Here is a 16,399-nt window from a genome sequence, read left to right as displayed (position 1 = left end):
GCGCGGGCCGACCGCCGCACCGGCGCTGCGAACGCCGCCCGCCCGTGGCTTAGCTCGCGCACCCCATCCGCGATGTTTGCCCTTTTCGGACCGCGATCGTGCGCAATAAGCGACACAAGGGCGGCTGATCGGGGCTTTGTGCTTGCGCAGCACGGCTACATTGCTCTGGCGCCTGTTACCCGACGGCGCAAGCATCGAGATGCCGGAGCAGTTCCACGATGTCCTCGATTCCCCCGATTCCCATTCGCGCGTCCAACTTCGCGCCGCTCGACGACGCTCAGCAGCAAGACTGCAGCGGCTGTTCGGACGGCGAACGCCTCGGCTTCGAGTTCAGCTTCGCCTACCAGCCGATCGTCGATCTCGCCCGCGGCGGCATCTACGCCCACGAGGCGCTCGTGCGCGGCCCCGCCGGGGAGCCGGCGCCCACCGTGCTGTCGCAGGTGAACGACGCCAACCGCTACCGCTTCGACCAGGCCTGCCGCGTCAAGGCCATCAAGGGCGCCGTGCAGCTCGGCATGACCGAACGGCTGTCGATCAACTTCCTGCCCAACGCCGTGTACCGCCCGGAGGTGTGCATTCGCACCACGCTGGCGGCAGCGCGCGCGCACGGCTTTCCGATCGAGAAGATCATCTTCGAGACCATCGAGGGCGAGCGCGTCGGCGACGGCGCCTGGTATGCCAAGGTGATGAGCGAGTACCAGCGCATCGGCTTCCTGACCGCGATCGACGACTTCGGCGCAGGCTATGCCGGGCTGAACCTGCTCTCGCAGTTCCAGCCAGATCTGGTCAAGCTCGACATGGAGCTCATCCGCGGCATCGACACGCACGCGGCGCGCCAGATCATCGTGGCCGCCACAGTGCGCATGTGCCACGAACTCGGCATTCTGGTCATCGCCGAAGGCATCGAAACCCTGGGCGAAATGGAGTTTCTGCGCAGCACCGGCGTGAGCCTCATGCAGGGCTATCTGTTCGCCCGGCCGAGCTTTCAGTCGCTGGTCGCTCCTGAGGCGATTCCTCACCTGAAGCGCTGAAGCGGCGGCGCTCGCCGCTTCGGGCGCGCGAGCAAGGCCTTCAGAACATCCGCGTCCGGTGCCGGCGCGATCGCTCACGCTGCGCGTTCGAACTTTGCACGCTCGGCCGCGAACACCGACACGAAATTGGCGATCAGCCGCGTGGGCAGCCGGTCCTTCAAACAGATGAGGTGCGGGTGCGTATACAGCGCCTCATGCCGGATCGGCAGCACCGCCAAACGCGGATCGGCCACGTACGCGAACTCGGCCACGACACCCAGTCCCAGCCCCTGCGCCACGGCTTCCCTGACCGCTTCGCGACTGCCCATCTCCACGGCGCAGCGAACGGACACGCCGGCGTGTTCGAGGGTGGCCTCGAACACCCGGCGCGTGCTCGAGCCGTGCTCGCGCAGCACGAAGAGCTGTCCCTGCAGGTCTTCGAGCGCCAGGGGGCCCTCCTGCGCCAGCAAGGGATGATCCCGCGGGCCGAACACGACGAGCGCCTGCCGCCGGTAGGGCTCGCAGTGAACGCGCGGATCATCGACCGCCTGCAAGGGCATGCCGATGTCGCCCTGATGGTCGAGCACGCGCCGCACGATCTCCGCCGAGTCGCTGATGCTCACCGCGATCTGCACGCGCGGCCAGCGCGCCCGGTACTGCAGGATCAGCGGCGTGACGTTGTAGGGGCCGACCGCGCAGATGCGCAGCCGGCCGCAGTATTCGCTGCGCGCCTGGTGCAGCAACGCCACCGCATCGTGCTCCGCGCTGAACATCCGGTGCGTGGTCTCGTGCAGCGAGGCGCCGAACTCCGTCAGCTCGATCCGCCGCCCCTTGCGGAAGAAGAGCTCCACACCGAAGCGCCGCTCCAGGGCCGCCACGTGCGCCGACACCGTCGGTTGCGTCAACGCCAGCTCGCGCGCCGCGGCCGACATGCTGCCCAGGCGCGCCGCCGAGTTGAAAGCCCGAAGCTCCGACGAAGTGCTGTCCATAGACCTGCCCTATATGTTGGGCGGGTCGTGTGACGGCATCGTTAATCCTCCTGTGATGTGAGCCGCCTACCGTGCAGGCATGTCCACCGCAGTTCAGGAGGAAACGAGCATGCAACCCATCCTTTGCACCCATGCGGCGCAGGTCGTGTACCGGCAGACCAGCACCGCCTTGCACCCGACCACCCTGTCCATTCTTCCCGGGCAACTGCTCGTGCTGCTGGGCTCTTCGGGCGCCGGCAAGTCCACGCTGCTGCGAACGCTCAACGGCTTGGTCCGCCCCACCGCCGGCGCGGTGGAGATTCCGGGCATCGGCAGCCTCGCCGACCCGGCCGTGCTCAGGCAGCACCGCCGCACGACCGGCATGGTGTTCCAGCAGCATCACCTGATCGGCCGCGCCTCGGTGCTGAGCAACGTGCTCACCGGCCGCCTGGGCTACCACGGCCCGCTGGCCTTCATGAGGCCGTGGTCCCACGCCGACAAGACGCTCGCGCTCGCGGCCATCGACCGGGTCGGGCTGCTGACGCATGCCTTGCAACGGGCCGACGAACTCTCGGGCGGCCAGCAGCAGCGGGTCGGCATCGCCCGCGCGCTGGTTCAGCAGCCCAAGCTGATCCTGGCCGACGAACCCGTTGCCAGCCTCGACCCCGCCACCGCGCTGGATGTGATGACGCTGCTGCGCGACATCTGCAAGACCGATCGCATCACCGCCGTCGTGAGCCTGCACCAGGTGCACTTCGCCAAGGAGTTCGCTGACCGCATCGTCGGCTTGAACAGCGGGCGCGTCGTGTTCGACGGCGCACCCGAAGCCTTGACGAAAGACGCCACCGAATCTCTCTACGCCAACAAGGATCGCGCCGAGAAGCGCCCGCAGCCCGCAGGCATCGGGGCTACCGCCCTTGCCTTGGAAACCTTCGCCTGACCCCACCCAAAGGAGCTCACCATGAACCGTCGATCCGCCCTCGCCCAAGCCGCTGCCTGCAGCCTGCTCGCCCTTTGCGCCTCCGCCTGGCTCGCACCCTCGGCATCGGCCCAGTCGGCCAACCCGTCGAAGCTGCGCGTCGCGCTGCTGCCCGACGAAAACGCCTCCACGCTGATCCAGAACGCCCAGCCGCTCAAGGCCTACCTGGAGCGCACGCTGAAGAAGGAGATCGAGCTGATCGTCACCACCGACTACTCCTCGATGATCGAAGCCATGCGCTTCGGCCGCATCGAGATCGGCTACTTCGGCCCCTTCTCCTACGTGCTCGCCAAGAGCAAGGCGCCGCAGATCGAAGCCTTTGCAGTGGGCGTCGAGCGCGGCGCGCCGACCTACACCTCGGTTCTCATCGCGACGGCGGGCGGGCCGGTGAAGACGCTGGCCGACGTGCGCGGCAAGCCCTTCGGCTTCGGCGACCAGGCCTCGACCTCCAGCCACCTCGCCCCACGCGCGCATCTGCTCAAGATGGCCAAGCTCGACGGCGAGAAAGACTATCGGCCCGTGCATGTGGGCACGCACGATGCGGTCGCGCGCGCCGTACAGACCGGCCAGTTGCCGGCAGGGGCTCTGTCCAAGCCCATCTACGACACGCTCGTCGAGCGTAAGACCATCGATCCTTCGAAGATCGTGGAGCTCGCCCAGTCGGCACCGATCCCCAACTACCCGATCGTCATGCAAGGCAAGTTGTCGCCGGCGCTCAAGGCGCAGATCCGCTCCGCCTTCATCGACATGAAGGACGCCGAGGTGCTGAAGGCCTTTCGCGTCGAAGGCTTCATGGCGACGGACGACAAGGCCTACGACGTCCTTCGCGAGACCGCGCAGGTCCTGAACATCGAGCTCGAGAGCATGCAATGAACCAGGCCGCGCTGCCCGAGCGCTATCGCTCCATTCTCGAAACCAACGCGGCTGCGGGGCGGCGCAACACGGTGCTGATCGCGGCCGTGGTGGCGGTGTGCCTCCTGGCGCTGGCGCTCACGGGCTTCTTCGACGTGCAGCGCCTGGTCGAAGGGGCACCGGCGCTGGCGCAGCTCGGCAGCGAGATGATCCCGCCGGATTTCTCGCGCTTCGAAGCGTGGTTGAAACCGCTGCTCGACACCCTGGCCATGTCGGTGGCCGGCACGGCACTCGCGGTGGTGCTGTCGCTGCCACTGGCCTTGCTGGCGGCGCCGAACACGTCGCCGCATGCGGGCATCTACCGGATCGCGCGCACGCTGCTCGCGGCGATGCGTTCGGTGCCGGAGATCATCCTGGGCATCATCTTCGTGGCCGCCGTCGGCTTCGGCGCCCTGCCCGGCGTGCTGGCGCTGGCGCTGCACTCGACCGGCATGGTCGGCAAGTTCTATGCAGAGGCCATCGAGCACGTCGATCCCAAGCCGCTGGAGGCCGCCCGCGCCGCCGGCGCGAGCCGCTTCCAGGTGATCACGCACGCCGTGCTGCCGCAGGTGCTGCCGCAACTGGCCGACATCACGCTGTACCGCTGGGAGTACCACTTCCGCGCCTCGGCGGTGCTCGGCATCGTGGGGGCGGGCGGCATCGGCTTCGAGCTCATGGCCGCACTGCGGCTGATCCGCTACGACCAGGTCGCCGCCATCCTTCTCACCATCCTGGCCTGTGTCGTCGTCGTCGATGCCACGGGCGCCGCACTCAGAAAACGACTCAAATGAACCGACCGATCATCGTTGCCACCAACCGCATCCACGACGAAGTGGCCGAGCGCCTGCGCGAAGCCGGCGAACTGCGCATGAACACCGCGGTGGAGCCGTGGAGCCCCGCCGAGCTGCGCGCCAATGTGCGCGACGCCAGCGCCGTCATGGGCTTCATGACCGACCGGGTGGACGCCAGGCTGCTTGCCGCAGCGCCTTCGCTGCGCATCGTGGCCTGCGCGCTCAAGGGGCTGGACAGCTACGACGTGCAGGCCTGCACCGAAGCCGGTGTGTGGCTGAGCATCGTGCCCGATCTGCTCACGGCGCCGACCGCGGAGCTGGCCATCGGCCTGGCCATTGCGCTAGGCCGCAACGTGCTGCAAGGCGACGCCCGCGTGCGCAGCGGCGCGCATCTGGGGTGGCGCCCTCAGTTGTACGGCACCGGGCTCGACGGGTCGGTCGCGGCGGTGCTCGGGCTGGGCATGGTCGGCCGGGCGATCGTCGAGCGGCTGCGCGGCTTTGGCTGCAGCCGCATCCTGGGCTACGACCCCGCGGCGCCATCGATCCCCGGCGTCGAACCGTGCAGCCTTCAGCAAGCGGTGTCGCGCGCGGACTGGCTCTTCGTGGCCGTGCCGCTCACGCCGACCACTCGCCACCTGATCGGCGCCAGCGTGCTGCACGACGCCAAGCCGGGGCAGCTCATCGTCAATGTGGGCCGAGGCTCAGTGGTGGACGAGGAGTCGATCGCCACGGCCTTGCAGTCGGGCCGCCTCGGCGGCTATGCGGCAGATGTCTTCGAGTTCGAGGACTGGTCCTTGCCGGCAGCGCCCTCCTCGGTGCCCGAGCGCCTGCGGTCGGCGCAACGCACCGTGTTCACGCCGCACATCGGCTCGGCGGTGGCGCGCGTGCGGATCGAGATCGAGCACCGCGCGGCGAGCAACATCCTGGCTGCGCTGAGCGACCGGCGCCCGCAGGATGCGGTCAACGACGCGCAGGCTGCCATGGCGACCGGCACGGCGGACGGCTGATCGCCTACCGGGTCAGACAGCGCCGAACACGATGCGATCTCGTCCGCCCTGCTTGGCGCGGTAAAGGCGCCGATCGACGGTATCGACGAACTTGACGGGGTCGTCGATCCCCGAGGGAATGATCGTGCCGACCCCCATGCTCACGGTGAGCAACTGGCTGACGGGTGAAGCCGCATGGGCGATCTGCGCCTTGAAGATCGCCTGCCGGCATCGCTCGGCAACAGCCATCGCCGCGTTCTCGTCGCTGGCAGGAAGCAGCAAGACGAACTCTTCGCCGCCGTAGCGAGCCAGGAAATCACGAGGCCGGTTGGCGGAGAGCGTCAGCGCATGAGCCACCCGCTTGAGGCATGCGTCACCCTCGACGTGGCCGTAGTGGTCGTTGTAGCGTTTGAAGAAATCGACGTCGAACATGATCAAGGAGAGTGGCCGGACGTCGCGCCGCGCTTCGCTCCACTCCTTGTCGAAAACAGAGTCGAACATGCGACGGTTTGCCACGCCGGTCAGTGCGTCGCGGAACGAAAAGTACTTCCAGCTCCTTTTGCAGGCTGAGCAGCTTCTCTTCGGTCTTCTTGCGCTCCGTGATGTCGAACATGAAGCCCACCAGCGCTTCAACGCGACCGTTCCCATCGCGCACGACATGCACAACGTCCCGGATCCAGACGTACTCGCCGCTCGCGGTCAGCGCACGATAGTCGGCCTCGTGGTCGACACCGGCCTGAGACTGGGACACGCAGAAGCCGACGACCCGTTCACGATCGTCTGGGTGCATGCGGGCAGCCCAATCGTCGACGCTGACCCAGCTCGACGGAGACCACCCGAGCAAATGCTCGATCTGCGGGCCGATGTAGGTGAACCTTGCGCTGCCCCAATCGATCTTCCACGGTATGGCGCGGGTCGATTCCAGCAAGGTGCGATAGACCTCGCTGTCCGGTTCGATGTTGTTCATGGAAGTTGAAGCACCGTGTTCGATTCAGGCGACGTGACTTGCGTGGAGGGAATGAATTGCGAACGCCCAACACGTTCGACATGAGCGGCGTCCCAAAGGGAGCGAAACGGCTTTCAGGGCGGGAACTTGCACCGCTTTAGTTGACACACGGTTGCAGGCCCTGCTGCTGCTAGAAGACAGCCGGAGGGAGGTCGGCAACGTCCTTGATCAGCACGCCAGGCTGATTGCTCATCTGCACGGCATTGAGCTTGAACGCGACACCATATCGGTTGATCTTTTGAGGCCCAGGCATTCCCATCGAACACTCCATCATTAGGTCAGAGTGTCAACGAAACCGTTACGAGCTCCAGGTCAGCTCGAGCGAAGGGTTAGGCCTCACGGCGCAGGCAACCAACCACACTTGATTTCAGTCCTGCAGCAGCATTGCATAGAGAACTTCGGAAACTGCGTCCACCTGCATCGGCAAGATGAAGAACACCGCGACGATGAGTGCCGCCAGCACTGTGAACACGATCGCGGCGATCGGTGCAGCGACTAGAACGAAGCGCCAGTACGCTACTGCGAATGATTGTTCTGGTCGTCGCACGGCTTCTCGCTGGGTCCAGCCGGCTTCAAGCTGACTGTACGTGGACTCATACATCAGCCGCGCAACGACAAGAGCCCCGATGAGTAGGTAGAGGCCGACATACCCGAGTGAATGAACGGCTCCTGCCAGTAGGAGCAGCGGAAGATCCGTGAATTCACGATCAAGCTTGAACAGGGCCACAAGGGCAAAGCCGACGGCGACGACTGCAAGGAAGACGGCATACCAATGGCGGTTCGCGCGGAAGCGGTCGAGCTCAGTGTGGACACAGTCGAAGAGCTCCGCGGCGGTTCCAGGTGTCAGAAGGTGCATGACGAGAGCCGGGGATCTCAGTGAAGCCTAACGTTGAAGTTCAGCGGCCGCCGCAGGCGGTCCGCTGGAACGACGGGTTAGCTGTCATTTCGCCAGCCCGGCTACGAATGCCCAACCCAAGACTCCAACTCCCGCCAGAGCAGTTGGCACAGTTAGCACCATGGTCACAACCCAGAAGCGCATGAAGCGGTTTGAGCTTCGCACTTGAACCTGGCCTAGGGCTTCGAGTTTCTTCAGCAGAGCCTGGGGGTTTTTCCTTGCCTCGGGTGAGCGGAGTACCGCTGCCTGCGACATCACACCCTTCTGAATCACAACCATCTTCGTAACCTCGAAGATCACGAACGCTGCGAGGGACGCCAGGAATAATAGTGCTGACCAGAGTGCCTGCTGCTTCGTTAAGTGATCCTTGGTTAACTGCCACAGTCCGAAGTAGCCGGCATATCCGCCAAGAATGATCAGGTTGCTATAGGCAGTCGCCCGATCAAACGTGGCTGTGACGACCTCGAGCTGCGCATCAGCAATCTCCGACGCCTGTCTGGCCTCCTCACGTTCGGCTGCTTGCTTAAGAAGTTCCTGGAAGTTCGCCTGCGACACGGTGACGCTCCCCGATAGCTAACTTGTTTTAGACGCAGCGACGCTAGATGGGCGCGTGGCCTAAGTCAATCTCCTGTCTGCGTGTCGTCATCAGGTTTCCCTCGAAATGCGTGTTCGATACACGGTCCTGCCGGCCGATTTAGATCGCCCAATTTTTAACGTAGCAGACCCGTCCCGAATCGCCTCGACGGCGCATCTGTACCTGCACCGTGCTCGCCTCGCCCGGTGCCTACACTCTCCCGGATGACCGTTTCCGCCCCTGCCCCTGCTTCGGCCCCCAGCGCCACAGCGCCGGGCGCCGCCTCTTCCGCCGCCCGGTCCCAACCCGCCCTCCCGGCCCGCTCGGTGCGCCCCTTGAGCGCGCTGCTGCCCTTCATGCGGCCCTATCGCGGCCGCATCGTTCTGGCCGGGTTGTTCCTGCTGCTGGCAGCCGTCGCCACGCTGGTTTTGCCGCTCGCCCTCAAGAGCCTGATCGATCAGGGCTTGGTCGCCGCCGATCCCGGCGAGCGCGTGCTGGCGTTGCGCGAGCACTTCTTCGCCCTGTTCGCCGTCGGCGCGGCGCTCGGTGTGTTCTCGGCGGCACGCTTCTACATGGTCACGTGGCTGGGCGAGCGCATCACCGCCGACCTGCGCAATGCCGTCTATGCGCACGTCGTCCGCCAAAGCCCCGAATTCTTCGAAACCACCCAGACCGGCGAAGTGCTCTCACGCCTCACCACCGACACCACCCTGGTGCAGGCGGTGATCGGCTCGAGCCTGAGCATGGGCCTGCGCAACACCGTGATGGGCATCGGCGCGATGGGCATGCTGATCGTCACCAACCCGGTCGTCATGTCGCAGGTCATGGGCATCCTGGTGCTGGTGGTGCTGCCGGCACTGTGGTTCGGCCGCAAGGTGAGAAAGCTCTCTCGCGCCAGCCAGGACCGCGTCGCCGATTCGAGCGCCATCGCGGCCGAGGTGCTCAACGCCGTGCCGGTGGTGCAGAGCTACACGCAGGAGGCGCGCGAGGCCAAGCGGTTCGACACCGCCACCGAGCGCGCCTTCGCCACCGCGGTGCGGCGCACGCGCATGCGGGCGGGGCTGGTGGCTTTCGTCATCAGCACCACTTTCGGTGCCCTGCTGTGGGGGCTTTACCAAGGCACGCAGGCCGTCATCGACGGCCAGATCACTGCGGGCCATCTCGGCCAGACGGTCGTGTACGTCATCCTGCTGGTGGGCTCGGTAGCGGTGCTGGCGGAGGTCTATGGTGATCTGCTGCGCGCAGCCGGCGCGAGCGAGCGGCTGATCGAGTTGCTGCACACGCGCTCGCCGATCGCCAGCCCGGCGCAACCCACGGCGATGCCGGCCGTGCCGATGCACGAGAGAGGCGTGCAGGGGGTCGGAAGGGTCGGCTCGCGCGTCAGCCTCCAGGGCGTGGCTTTTCGCTATCCCTCGCGCCCGCTCACCTTGGCGCTCGACGACGTGACGATCGAGGTCGAACCCGGCCAGACCGTGGCACTGGTCGGTCCCAGCGGTGCCGGCAAGAGCACGGTGTTCCAGTTGCTGCTGCGCTTTTACGACGCGCAGTCGGGCCAGATCGCGATCGACGGAGTGGGAGTTCACGAAGCCGAGCTGCAGGCCCTGCGCGGGCGCATCGGCCTGGTGCCGCAAGACAGCGTGGTGTTCTCGACCAGCGCGCTGGAGAACATTCGCTACGGCCGGCCCGACGCAAGCGACGAAGAAGTCATTGCAGCGGCCACCGCGGCGCATGCCGACGGCTTCATCCGCGCGCTGCCAGAAGGCTATGCCAGCTTCCTCGGCGAACGCGGCGTGCGGCTGTCGGGCGGCCAGCGCCAACGCATCTCGATCGCGCGGGCGATCCTCAAGAACGCGCCGCTGCTGCTGCTCGACGAAGCGACCAGCGCGCTCGATACCGAAAGCGAACGCGCCGTGCAGGCCGCGCTGAACGCGGCGATGCGCGGGCGTACCACGCTGGTCATCGCACACCGGCTGGCCACGGTGATCAATGCCGACCGCATCGTCGTGCTCGAAGCCGGGCGGGTGGTAGACGCAGGCACGCACGCCGAACTGCTGGCGCGCAGCGGCCTGTATTCGCGGTTGGCTGCGGCACAGTTCACGGATGCAGTGGCTTCCCGCTCAACCGCTTGAGCGACACCGCACAGACACGCCTCGTTGCAGGAGCCACCGTGGCGAGGCTGAAAATGCAGGCATTCCTGTCCCCATCTTCCTCCCGGAGATCCACCATGAAATTCGTTCTCACCCACGCCGCCCGCGCCATCCTGGCGCTCAGCGCCGCCGCTTTGCTGGCCGGCTGCCAGAACATGAGCGAGCGCGAAGCCGGCACGGCCAAGGGCGCCGGCATCGGTGCGGCCGTCGGCGCCGTCGCCGGCGTGCTGATCGGCGACAGCAAGCAGGGCGCAGCCACGGGCGCGGCGGTGGGCGCGATCGGCGGCGCGATCGCCGGCAACGTGTGGTCGAAGAAGATGGAAGACAAGCGCCGCGCGATGGAGCAATCCACCCAAGGCACCGGCGTGGACGTGACGCGCACCGCCGACAACCAGCTCAAGCTCAACGTGCCGAGCGACATCTCCTTCGACACCGGCCGCTCTGCCATCAAGCCCGAGCTGCGCACCGTGCTCGACAGCTTCGCCAGCGGCCTGGCCAACGACCCGAGCATGCGCGTGCGCATCATCGGCCACACCGACAGCACCGGCAGCGACGCGGTCAACAATCCGCTGTCGGTCCAGCGGGCGCAAAGCGTGCGCGACTATCTTGCCGCGCGCGGCATCAGCCCCTCGCGCGTGGAGACCGCCGGCCGCGGCTCCTACGAGCCGATCGCCGACAACACCAGCGTCGCCGGCCGCGCGCAGAACCGCCGCGTCGAGATCTTGTTGCGCGAGCCGGAGCAGGCGGCCGCTGCGGCGCAGCCGCGCTCTTGATCGACCCGCGCCGGCCAAAGCGCCGGCACCGGCCGCTGGCACAATGAACCGGCCTCTCGCGGCGCGCCCCCTCACCGTGGCGCGCCGCGGTGTTTTCAAGCCGCTCGAGACCGCCGCCGTGCGCCCCATCCGCTCCCAGTACGAAGACTTCATGCGCCACGTGCACACGCACGGCGTGTTCAAGCCCGACCGCACCGGCACCGGCACGACCAGCCTGTTCGGGCACCAGATGCGCTTCGACCTGCGCGAAGGTTTTCCGCTCGTCACCACCAAGAAGGTGCACTTCAGGAGCGTGATCCTCGAGCTGCTGTGGTTCCTGCGCGGCGACGGCAATGCGCGCTGGCTGCAGGAGCGCGGCGTGACCATCTGGAACGAATGGGCCGGACCCGACGGCGACCTCGGCCCCGTGTACGGCGTGCAGTGGCGCAGCTGGCCGACGCCCGCTGCCGACAACCCTGGCGGTCACATCGACCAGATCGCCGAAGTGGTCCGGCAGCTCAAGACCAACCCCGACTCGCGCCGCATCATCGTGAGCGCGTGGAACGTGGCCGACCTGCCGAAGATGGCGCTGATGCCCTGCCATGCCTTCTTCCAGTTCTACGTGGCGCCGCCCGACGCGGCCTCGGCGCGGGGCCGCCTGAGCTGCCAGCTCTACCAGCGCAGCGCCGACATCTTCCTGGGCGTGCCCTTCAACATCGCCAGTTACGCGCTGCTCACGCACATGCTGGCGCAGCAGTGCGATCTGGAAGTGGGCGACTTCATCTGGACCGGTGGCGACTGCCATCTTTACAGCAACCACCGCGAGCAGGTCGAACTGCAACTCGCCCGCGAGCCCCGGCCCTACCCCACCTTGAACATCAAGCGCCTGCCCGCCTCTCTCTTCGACTACGAGGTCGAGGATTTCGAAGTCCTCGGCTACGAACCGCACCCCGCCATCAAGGCGCCGGTGGCCGTGTGATGGAGCTGGTGCTGATCGCGGCGGTCGCACGCAACGGCGCCATCGGCCAGGGCGGCACCATGCCGTGGCACCTGCCGGCGGACCTGCAGCGCTTCAAACGCACGACGCTCGGTGCGCCGATCCTCATGGGCCGCAAGACATGGGACTCGATCGGGCGGGCGCTGCCCGGGCGGCGCAGCATCGTCATCACCCGCAACCCGCGGTGGCTGGCGCCAGGCGCCGAAACCGCGGAGTCGCTGCACGGCGCGCTGCGGCTGGCCGAGGGCGCGCCGCAGGTCTTCGTGATCGGCGGAGCGCAGATCTACACCGAGGCGATGCCGCTGGCAGACCGCTTGCTGTTGACCGAGATCGACGCCGACTTCCAGGGCGACACCTTCTTTCCTGCGTGGGATCGCGCCGCTTTCCTCGAAGAGGGCAGCGAGCCGTGGGTCAGCGGGCCGGGGCCGCGCTTTCGTTTCGCAGACTATCGGCGCCGCTCGAGCGCCTGAGCGCAAGGGCGGCAGCCCGCCTTACTCGCTGACGACGCGGTTGCGCCCTTCAGCCTTGCTGCGGTAGAGCGCACTGTCGACGCGACGCAGTGCATCCGACAGCGATTCCTCGGGCCGCAGGGTGGTGGTGCCGAACGACAGCGTGGAGGCAATGCCCTGCCCCTCATGCGCCACCTCGAAGGAGCCGACCGAGCGGCGGATCCGCTCCGCCACCACGCGTGCACCCGCAGCGTCGGTGTTCGGCAGCAGCATCAAGAATTCCTCGCCGCCCCACCGCGCGACGATGTCCTGTTCGCGAACCGTGCGCAGCAGCGTGTCGCCGATGTGGCCGAGCACCGTGTCGCCGGCGTCGTGGCCGTGTCGGTCGTTGATCCGCTTGAAGAAATCGACATCGGCCATCACCAGCGCCACCGGCTCGCCGGACCGGCGACTGCGCGTCACCTCGTGCTCGGCAAGACTCTGGAAATGCTGGCGGTTCGCGAGGCCCGTGAGCGGGTCGCGCGTGGCCATCAGGTGCAGTCGCTTCTCAGCCCGAAGAATGGTGCCGCGATAGAAGTACGCCAGGCTCACGAACATCGAGAAGACGATGACGATGTTGATCCACCTTACCGTCATCAGGCCCGCAGGCGACAAGGGCGAGACCGCCCCGCGGTGATGCGACAACGCATCCAGCCCGAGGTAGCAGGCCAGCAGCAGCGCCAGCAGCGCGATCATTGCGCGCGCCGACCTGCCCATGCCGATGAGCGGAATGAACATCAACAGGAAATAGTGAAAACCGCTCTCCCAACCGAGCAGCACCGTGCCGAGCGTTGCGTGGCCCAGCACTTCGGCCCACATGAGAAAGATCGCCGCCGCGTTGCGCCGCTGCAGGATCAGCACGTAGGCCGCGCCGTACATGGCGACGCTGACCACATTGATCCACGCCAGCACCGGCGGCCCGAGCACGTGGAACAAGACGAAATACAGCACGTCCACGCACAGCGCAAGGACCGCGATGCGGCGCATCAGCGTCCAGAACGCGGCACCCGCCAGGCCCGGGCTCTTGGCCCTGGGCGGGGTCGGTCTGCTGACCGCTACGGGGGCTGTGGCCGACATCGGGTTCCTGGAGGGAGCGTTGTGACGCGCGTGCGCATGGTAAGTCGCGCACAGCCGCCGAACTTGTCTCGCAGCCCGGCACACCGGCCTCCTGTGACATGTGTGGCTGCCTTTGCCTTAGGCATTGACGCCGTGGCGACAGTTCCGCCCCTTCTGTGCGGCGAGATGAACGAGACAACCTGCTATCCGAGCAAACAATGCGCCGTTGGACACGGGGTTCGGCGGCTCCGCCTACCATCGCAGGACGATGATGCCTGCGCCTTCCTGCGGTCACTGCCGCGATGCCTGATTGGATGAGCTCACCGGGCGGCGTGCTGCTGGTCGCACTGGCCGCGGTTCTGCTGGTCGTGGTGGTGGTCCTGGCGCTGGTCATCTGGTCGGTCAAGCGTCATGGCGATCCGAAGTTGTCGGTCGTGAGCCGCGAGCCCATCGACCGCCTCGTCACCTCGCTGAGCGGCCTGACGCATGGCACCTGCCTTTCAGGCAACACGGTCGAAGTGCTCGAGAACGGGCATTTCTTCGACGTACTGCTGGAAGCCATCGCGAAAGCGGAGCGATCCGTGCACTTCGAGACCTTCCTTTGGAAGGAAGGGCAGCTCGGTGCAAAGCTTGCCGCCGCGCTGGCAGAGCGTGCTCGGGCGGGCATCGTGGTTCGCGTGCTGCTGGACGCCAACGGTTGCAAGGCCATGGGCGAAGCCGCCTGCACGGAGCTTGCGGCCGCAGGCTGCAAGGTCGTGCGATACCACGACAAGCGTTTGCGCAACATCGGCGTGCTCAATCGCAGGGACCACCGGAAGATCGTCGTGCTGGACGGGCGGACCGCGTTCGTCGGTGGGCACTGCATCGTCGACTCCTGGCTCGGCGACGCGCAGGACAGTGAGCACTTCCGCGACATCAGCGTTCGCGTGAGCGGTCCCGTCGTCACCACCGTGCAGTCGGCGTTCAGCGAGAACTGGGTCGACGAGACTGGCGAGATGTTCTTGGGCGACGATGTGTTTCCGGTCCTGAAGCCCACCGGCAACGTGGCCGTGCATGTGGCGAGGGTCAAGCCGGAGCGGGCCGCACCGGCGGTCAAGATCCTGCACCACCTGGTGCTGTGCCTCGCACGGGAACGCCTGTGGATCCAGAACCCCTATTTCCTGCCGGAGTTGGAAGCCATCGAGGCGATGAAGGCAGCGGTGAAGCGCGGCGTGGACGTCCGTGTGATGGTTCCGTCGGCCGAGGCGTCCGACATGCCCATCGTCCAGCACGCGGCCCATCACAACTTCGAGCGGTTGCTGGAAGGGGGCGTACGGATCTTCGAGTACCGCAAGACCCTTCTTCACCAGAAGGTGATGACGATCGACGGTCTGTGGTGCGCCATCGGGTCGAGCAACTTCGACGATCGGTCGTTCGAGATCAACGACGAGATCACCCTGGGCATCAACGACGCCGCCCTGGCGCGAGAGTTCGAGGCGATCTTCGAGCGAGACATGGCGCAGTGCGTCGAGCTCGAGCTTGGCTCATGGAAGCAGCGAGGCGCCTGGCACAAGCTGAAGGATCGCGCGCTGTACCTGTTCAACGAGCAGCTATAGACAAACCAGCACCTCGCCACCACCACGGCAAGAAGAGAACGTCATGGCAGTGCTTATCTCAACCGCAGATCGTCATTCCCGAACGTCACGCCAATCGGCTCGATGACCACCTGCTTCGGCCCCGCTTCGACCGCTCCGGCAAGCCATGCGGCAACGCCCTGGGCGCGGGCCGTCTCGACGGTGCGCTCGGCATCCGCCGCCTTCACGAACAGCGCGAAGCCTGCACCCATGTTGAGCGTGCTGTAGGCCTCGCGCGCATCGTGGCCGGCATGCTCGGCGATGAAGCGCAGCACCGGCGGCACCGGCGGCACCGTGTGGATGCGGTAGGTCTGCTCGGCCGGGTGGCGCAGAAGCTTGCGCCAACCATGCCCGGTGATGTTCGCGCAGTAGTGCGGCGTGATACCGGCTTTGTAGAGCGCCTCGGTCACCGGCGAATAGAGCGTGGTGGGCACCAGCAGCGCGTCGCCGTAGCTCAGGCCAGCGGCCACTTCGGTGAGGTACCCCTGCGGCAGGCGCTCGATGAGCTTTCTGGCCAGGCTCAGGCCGTTGGCATGAATGCCACTCGAGGCCAGCAGCACGATGGCATCGCCGGGGGCGAGCTTGTCGCCGACCGAGAGCCGTTCTTTCGGATTGATCAGCCCCGTACAAGACGCCGCAAGGTCGATACGGCCGGCCTCCACGATGCCGGCAAGCGCCGGCGTTTCGCCGCCGCCCCAGGCCACGCCGCAGGTGTCGCAAGCCGCCTTCCAGCCTTCGACCAGCGCCTGAGCGCGCTCGCCATCGGCGAACCACTCGCTGCCACCGGCGGCCCAATAGGCCTGCACCACCAGCGGCGTGGCGCCCACGGTGATGAGATCGTTGATCGCCATCGCGATCGTGTCCTGCGCGATGGCCCCGTAGTAGCTCCTGCCGGTAAGCACCTTCATCTCGTCGGCGACCAGCGCCTTCGAGCCGAGGCATTCGATGATGCTCGCAAGGTAGAACGGGCCCACATCCACGACATAGGCCGACTCGCCGCGCGAGGCCGCCACTTCGCTGAAACCGTGTGCCGACAGATGCCGCGCGGTGCTCTTGGCGGCGCGCTGCGCGGCCACCTTCATCGGGTCGATCAAGTCGTAGTCGACGCCGGCCTGCTCATAGCTGAGCGGCGCCTCGGCGGGGGTGTCTTTGCGGGTCATGAGGGGTCGTTCGGCGGGTCGCCGTCGCGGCGAGTCGGCGATTATCGGCCAGTGAGCGACCCGTAGAATCGAGCGCATGAGCTCAC

The 16,399-nt window shown here is 66.6% G+C and carries 16 protein-coding genes and 1 pseudogene; 10 read left to right on the top strand and 7 right to left on the bottom strand.

The window, feature by feature from the left end; all coding sequences use genetic code 11:
• The first annotated feature begins 218 nt into the window (after positions 1-218).
• Positions 219-1,031, top strand: coding sequence for an EAL domain-containing protein (locus H0W40_RS15625; RefSeq protein ID WP_292447941.1), 813 nt, complete (start codon positions 219-221; stop codon positions 1,029-1,031).
• Between the two features lie 74 nt (positions 1,032-1,105).
• Here the strand turns inward: H0W40_RS15625 and H0W40_RS15620 are convergent, their stop codons facing one another.
• A complete protein-coding gene (locus H0W40_RS15620; RefSeq protein WP_292447938.1) occupies positions 1,106-1,999 on the bottom strand; it encodes a LysR substrate-binding domain-containing protein in 894 nt (297 codons plus the stop codon).
• Between the two features lie 109 nt (positions 2,000-2,108).
• Here H0W40_RS15620 and phnC point away from each other — a divergent pair, with 109 nt between their 5' ends.
• From phnC to H0W40_RS15600, 4 genes are read left to right on the top strand one after another with little or no spacing between them, the layout of a single operon-like run.
• Positions 2,109-2,918 carry a phosphonate ABC transporter ATP-binding protein gene (gene phnC, locus H0W40_RS15615; protein WP_292447937.1) on the top strand — a complete coding sequence of 270 codons (810 nt, stop codon included), beginning with the start codon at positions 2,109-2,111 and terminating at the stop codon, positions 2,916-2,918.
• 21 nt (positions 2,919-2,939) lie between these two features.
• Complete coding sequence (gene phnD, locus H0W40_RS15610; protein WP_292447934.1) at positions 2,940-3,830, top strand: phosphate/phosphite/phosphonate ABC transporter substrate-binding protein; 891 nt, start codon at positions 2,940-2,942, stop codon at positions 3,828-3,830.
• A complete protein-coding gene (phnE, locus tag H0W40_RS15605) occupies positions 3,827-4,639 on the top strand; it encodes a phosphonate ABC transporter, permease protein PhnE (RefSeq protein ID WP_292447931.1) in 813 nt (270 codons plus the stop codon). The genes phnD and phnE overlap by 4 nt, the downstream gene beginning before the upstream one ends.
• The gene (locus H0W40_RS15600) at positions 4,636-5,646 is read left to right on the top strand and encodes an NAD(P)-dependent oxidoreductase (protein ID WP_292447928.1); all 1,011 of its coding nucleotides are present in this window, start codon (positions 4,636-4,638) and stop codon (positions 5,644-5,646) included. Before phnE ends, H0W40_RS15600 begins: the two co-directional genes overlap by 4 nt.
• Before the next feature lie 12 nt (positions 5,647-5,658).
• Here H0W40_RS15600 and H0W40_RS15595 read toward each other — a convergent pair.
• From H0W40_RS15595 to H0W40_RS15580, 4 genes and pseudogenes are all read right to left on the bottom strand, one after another.
• Positions 5,659-6,592: pseudogene (locus tag H0W40_RS15595) on the bottom strand (GGDEF domain-containing protein).
• Between the two features lie 169 nt (positions 6,593-6,761).
• On the bottom strand, positions 6,762-6,884 hold the full coding sequence (locus tag H0W40_RS15590) for a hypothetical protein (RefSeq protein ID WP_292447926.1): 123 nt from the start codon (positions 6,882-6,884) through the stop codon (positions 6,762-6,764).
• A gap of 114 nt (positions 6,885-6,998) precedes the next feature.
• Positions 6,999-7,487 (bottom strand): hypothetical protein, encoded by a 489-nt coding sequence (locus tag H0W40_RS15585; protein WP_292447923.1) that lies wholly within the window; start codon positions 7,485-7,487, stop codon positions 6,999-7,001.
• Between the two features lie 84 nt (positions 7,488-7,571).
• Positions 7,572-8,081, bottom strand: coding sequence for a hypothetical protein (locus H0W40_RS15580; protein ID WP_292447921.1), 510 nt, complete (start codon positions 8,079-8,081; stop codon positions 7,572-7,574).
• A gap of 375 nt (positions 8,082-8,456) precedes the next feature.
• Here H0W40_RS15580 and H0W40_RS15575 point away from each other — a divergent pair, with 375 nt between their 5' ends.
• From H0W40_RS15575 to H0W40_RS15560, 4 genes are all read left to right on the top strand, one after another.
• On the top strand, positions 8,457-10,229 hold the full coding sequence (locus tag H0W40_RS15575; protein WP_292447946.1) for an ABC transporter transmembrane domain-containing protein: 1,773 nt from the start codon (positions 8,457-8,459) through the stop codon (positions 10,227-10,229).
• Positions 10,230-10,324: 95 nt separating this feature from the next.
• The gene (locus H0W40_RS15570) at positions 10,325-11,020 is read left to right on the top strand and encodes an OmpA family protein (protein ID WP_292447918.1); all 696 of its coding nucleotides are present in this window, start codon (positions 10,325-10,327) and stop codon (positions 11,018-11,020) included.
• 151 nt (positions 11,021-11,171) lie between these two features.
• Complete coding sequence (locus H0W40_RS15565) at positions 11,172-11,978, top strand: thymidylate synthase (RefSeq protein ID WP_292447943.1); 807 nt, start codon at positions 11,172-11,174, stop codon at positions 11,976-11,978.
• Complete coding sequence (locus H0W40_RS15560; RefSeq protein ID WP_292447917.1) at positions 11,975-12,466, top strand: dihydrofolate reductase; 492 nt, start codon at positions 11,975-11,977, stop codon at positions 12,464-12,466. Before H0W40_RS15565 ends, H0W40_RS15560 begins: the two co-directional genes overlap by 4 nt.
• Before the next feature lie 21 nt (positions 12,467-12,487).
• Here H0W40_RS15560 and H0W40_RS15555 read toward each other — a convergent pair whose 3' ends face one another.
• The gene (locus tag H0W40_RS15555) at positions 12,488-13,561 is read right to left on the bottom strand and encodes a diguanylate cyclase (protein WP_292447914.1); all 1,074 of its coding nucleotides are present in this window, start codon (positions 13,559-13,561) and stop codon (positions 12,488-12,490) included.
• A gap of 281 nt (positions 13,562-13,842) precedes the next feature.
• Between H0W40_RS15555 and H0W40_RS15550 the strand changes: the two genes are divergently transcribed.
• Positions 13,843-15,135 (top strand): phosphatidylserine/phosphatidylglycerophosphate/cardiolipin synthase family protein, encoded by a 1,293-nt coding sequence (locus H0W40_RS15550; RefSeq protein WP_292447912.1) that lies wholly within the window; start codon positions 13,843-13,845, stop codon positions 15,133-15,135.
• Between the two features lie 53 nt (positions 15,136-15,188).
• Here the strand turns inward: H0W40_RS15550 and H0W40_RS15545 are convergent, their stop codons facing one another.
• Positions 15,189-16,313 (bottom strand): AIR synthase-related protein, encoded by a 1,125-nt coding sequence (locus H0W40_RS15545; RefSeq protein ID WP_292447909.1) that lies wholly within the window; start codon positions 16,311-16,313, stop codon positions 15,189-15,191.
• Positions 16,314-16,399 lie beyond the last annotated feature (86 nt).

It is taken from the genome of Methylibium sp. (assembly GCF_013817345.1).
GTDB lineage: Bacteria > Pseudomonadota > Gammaproteobacteria > Burkholderiales > Burkholderiaceae_C > Methylibium.
This window is presented reverse-complemented; position numbering and strand designations above follow the sequence as displayed.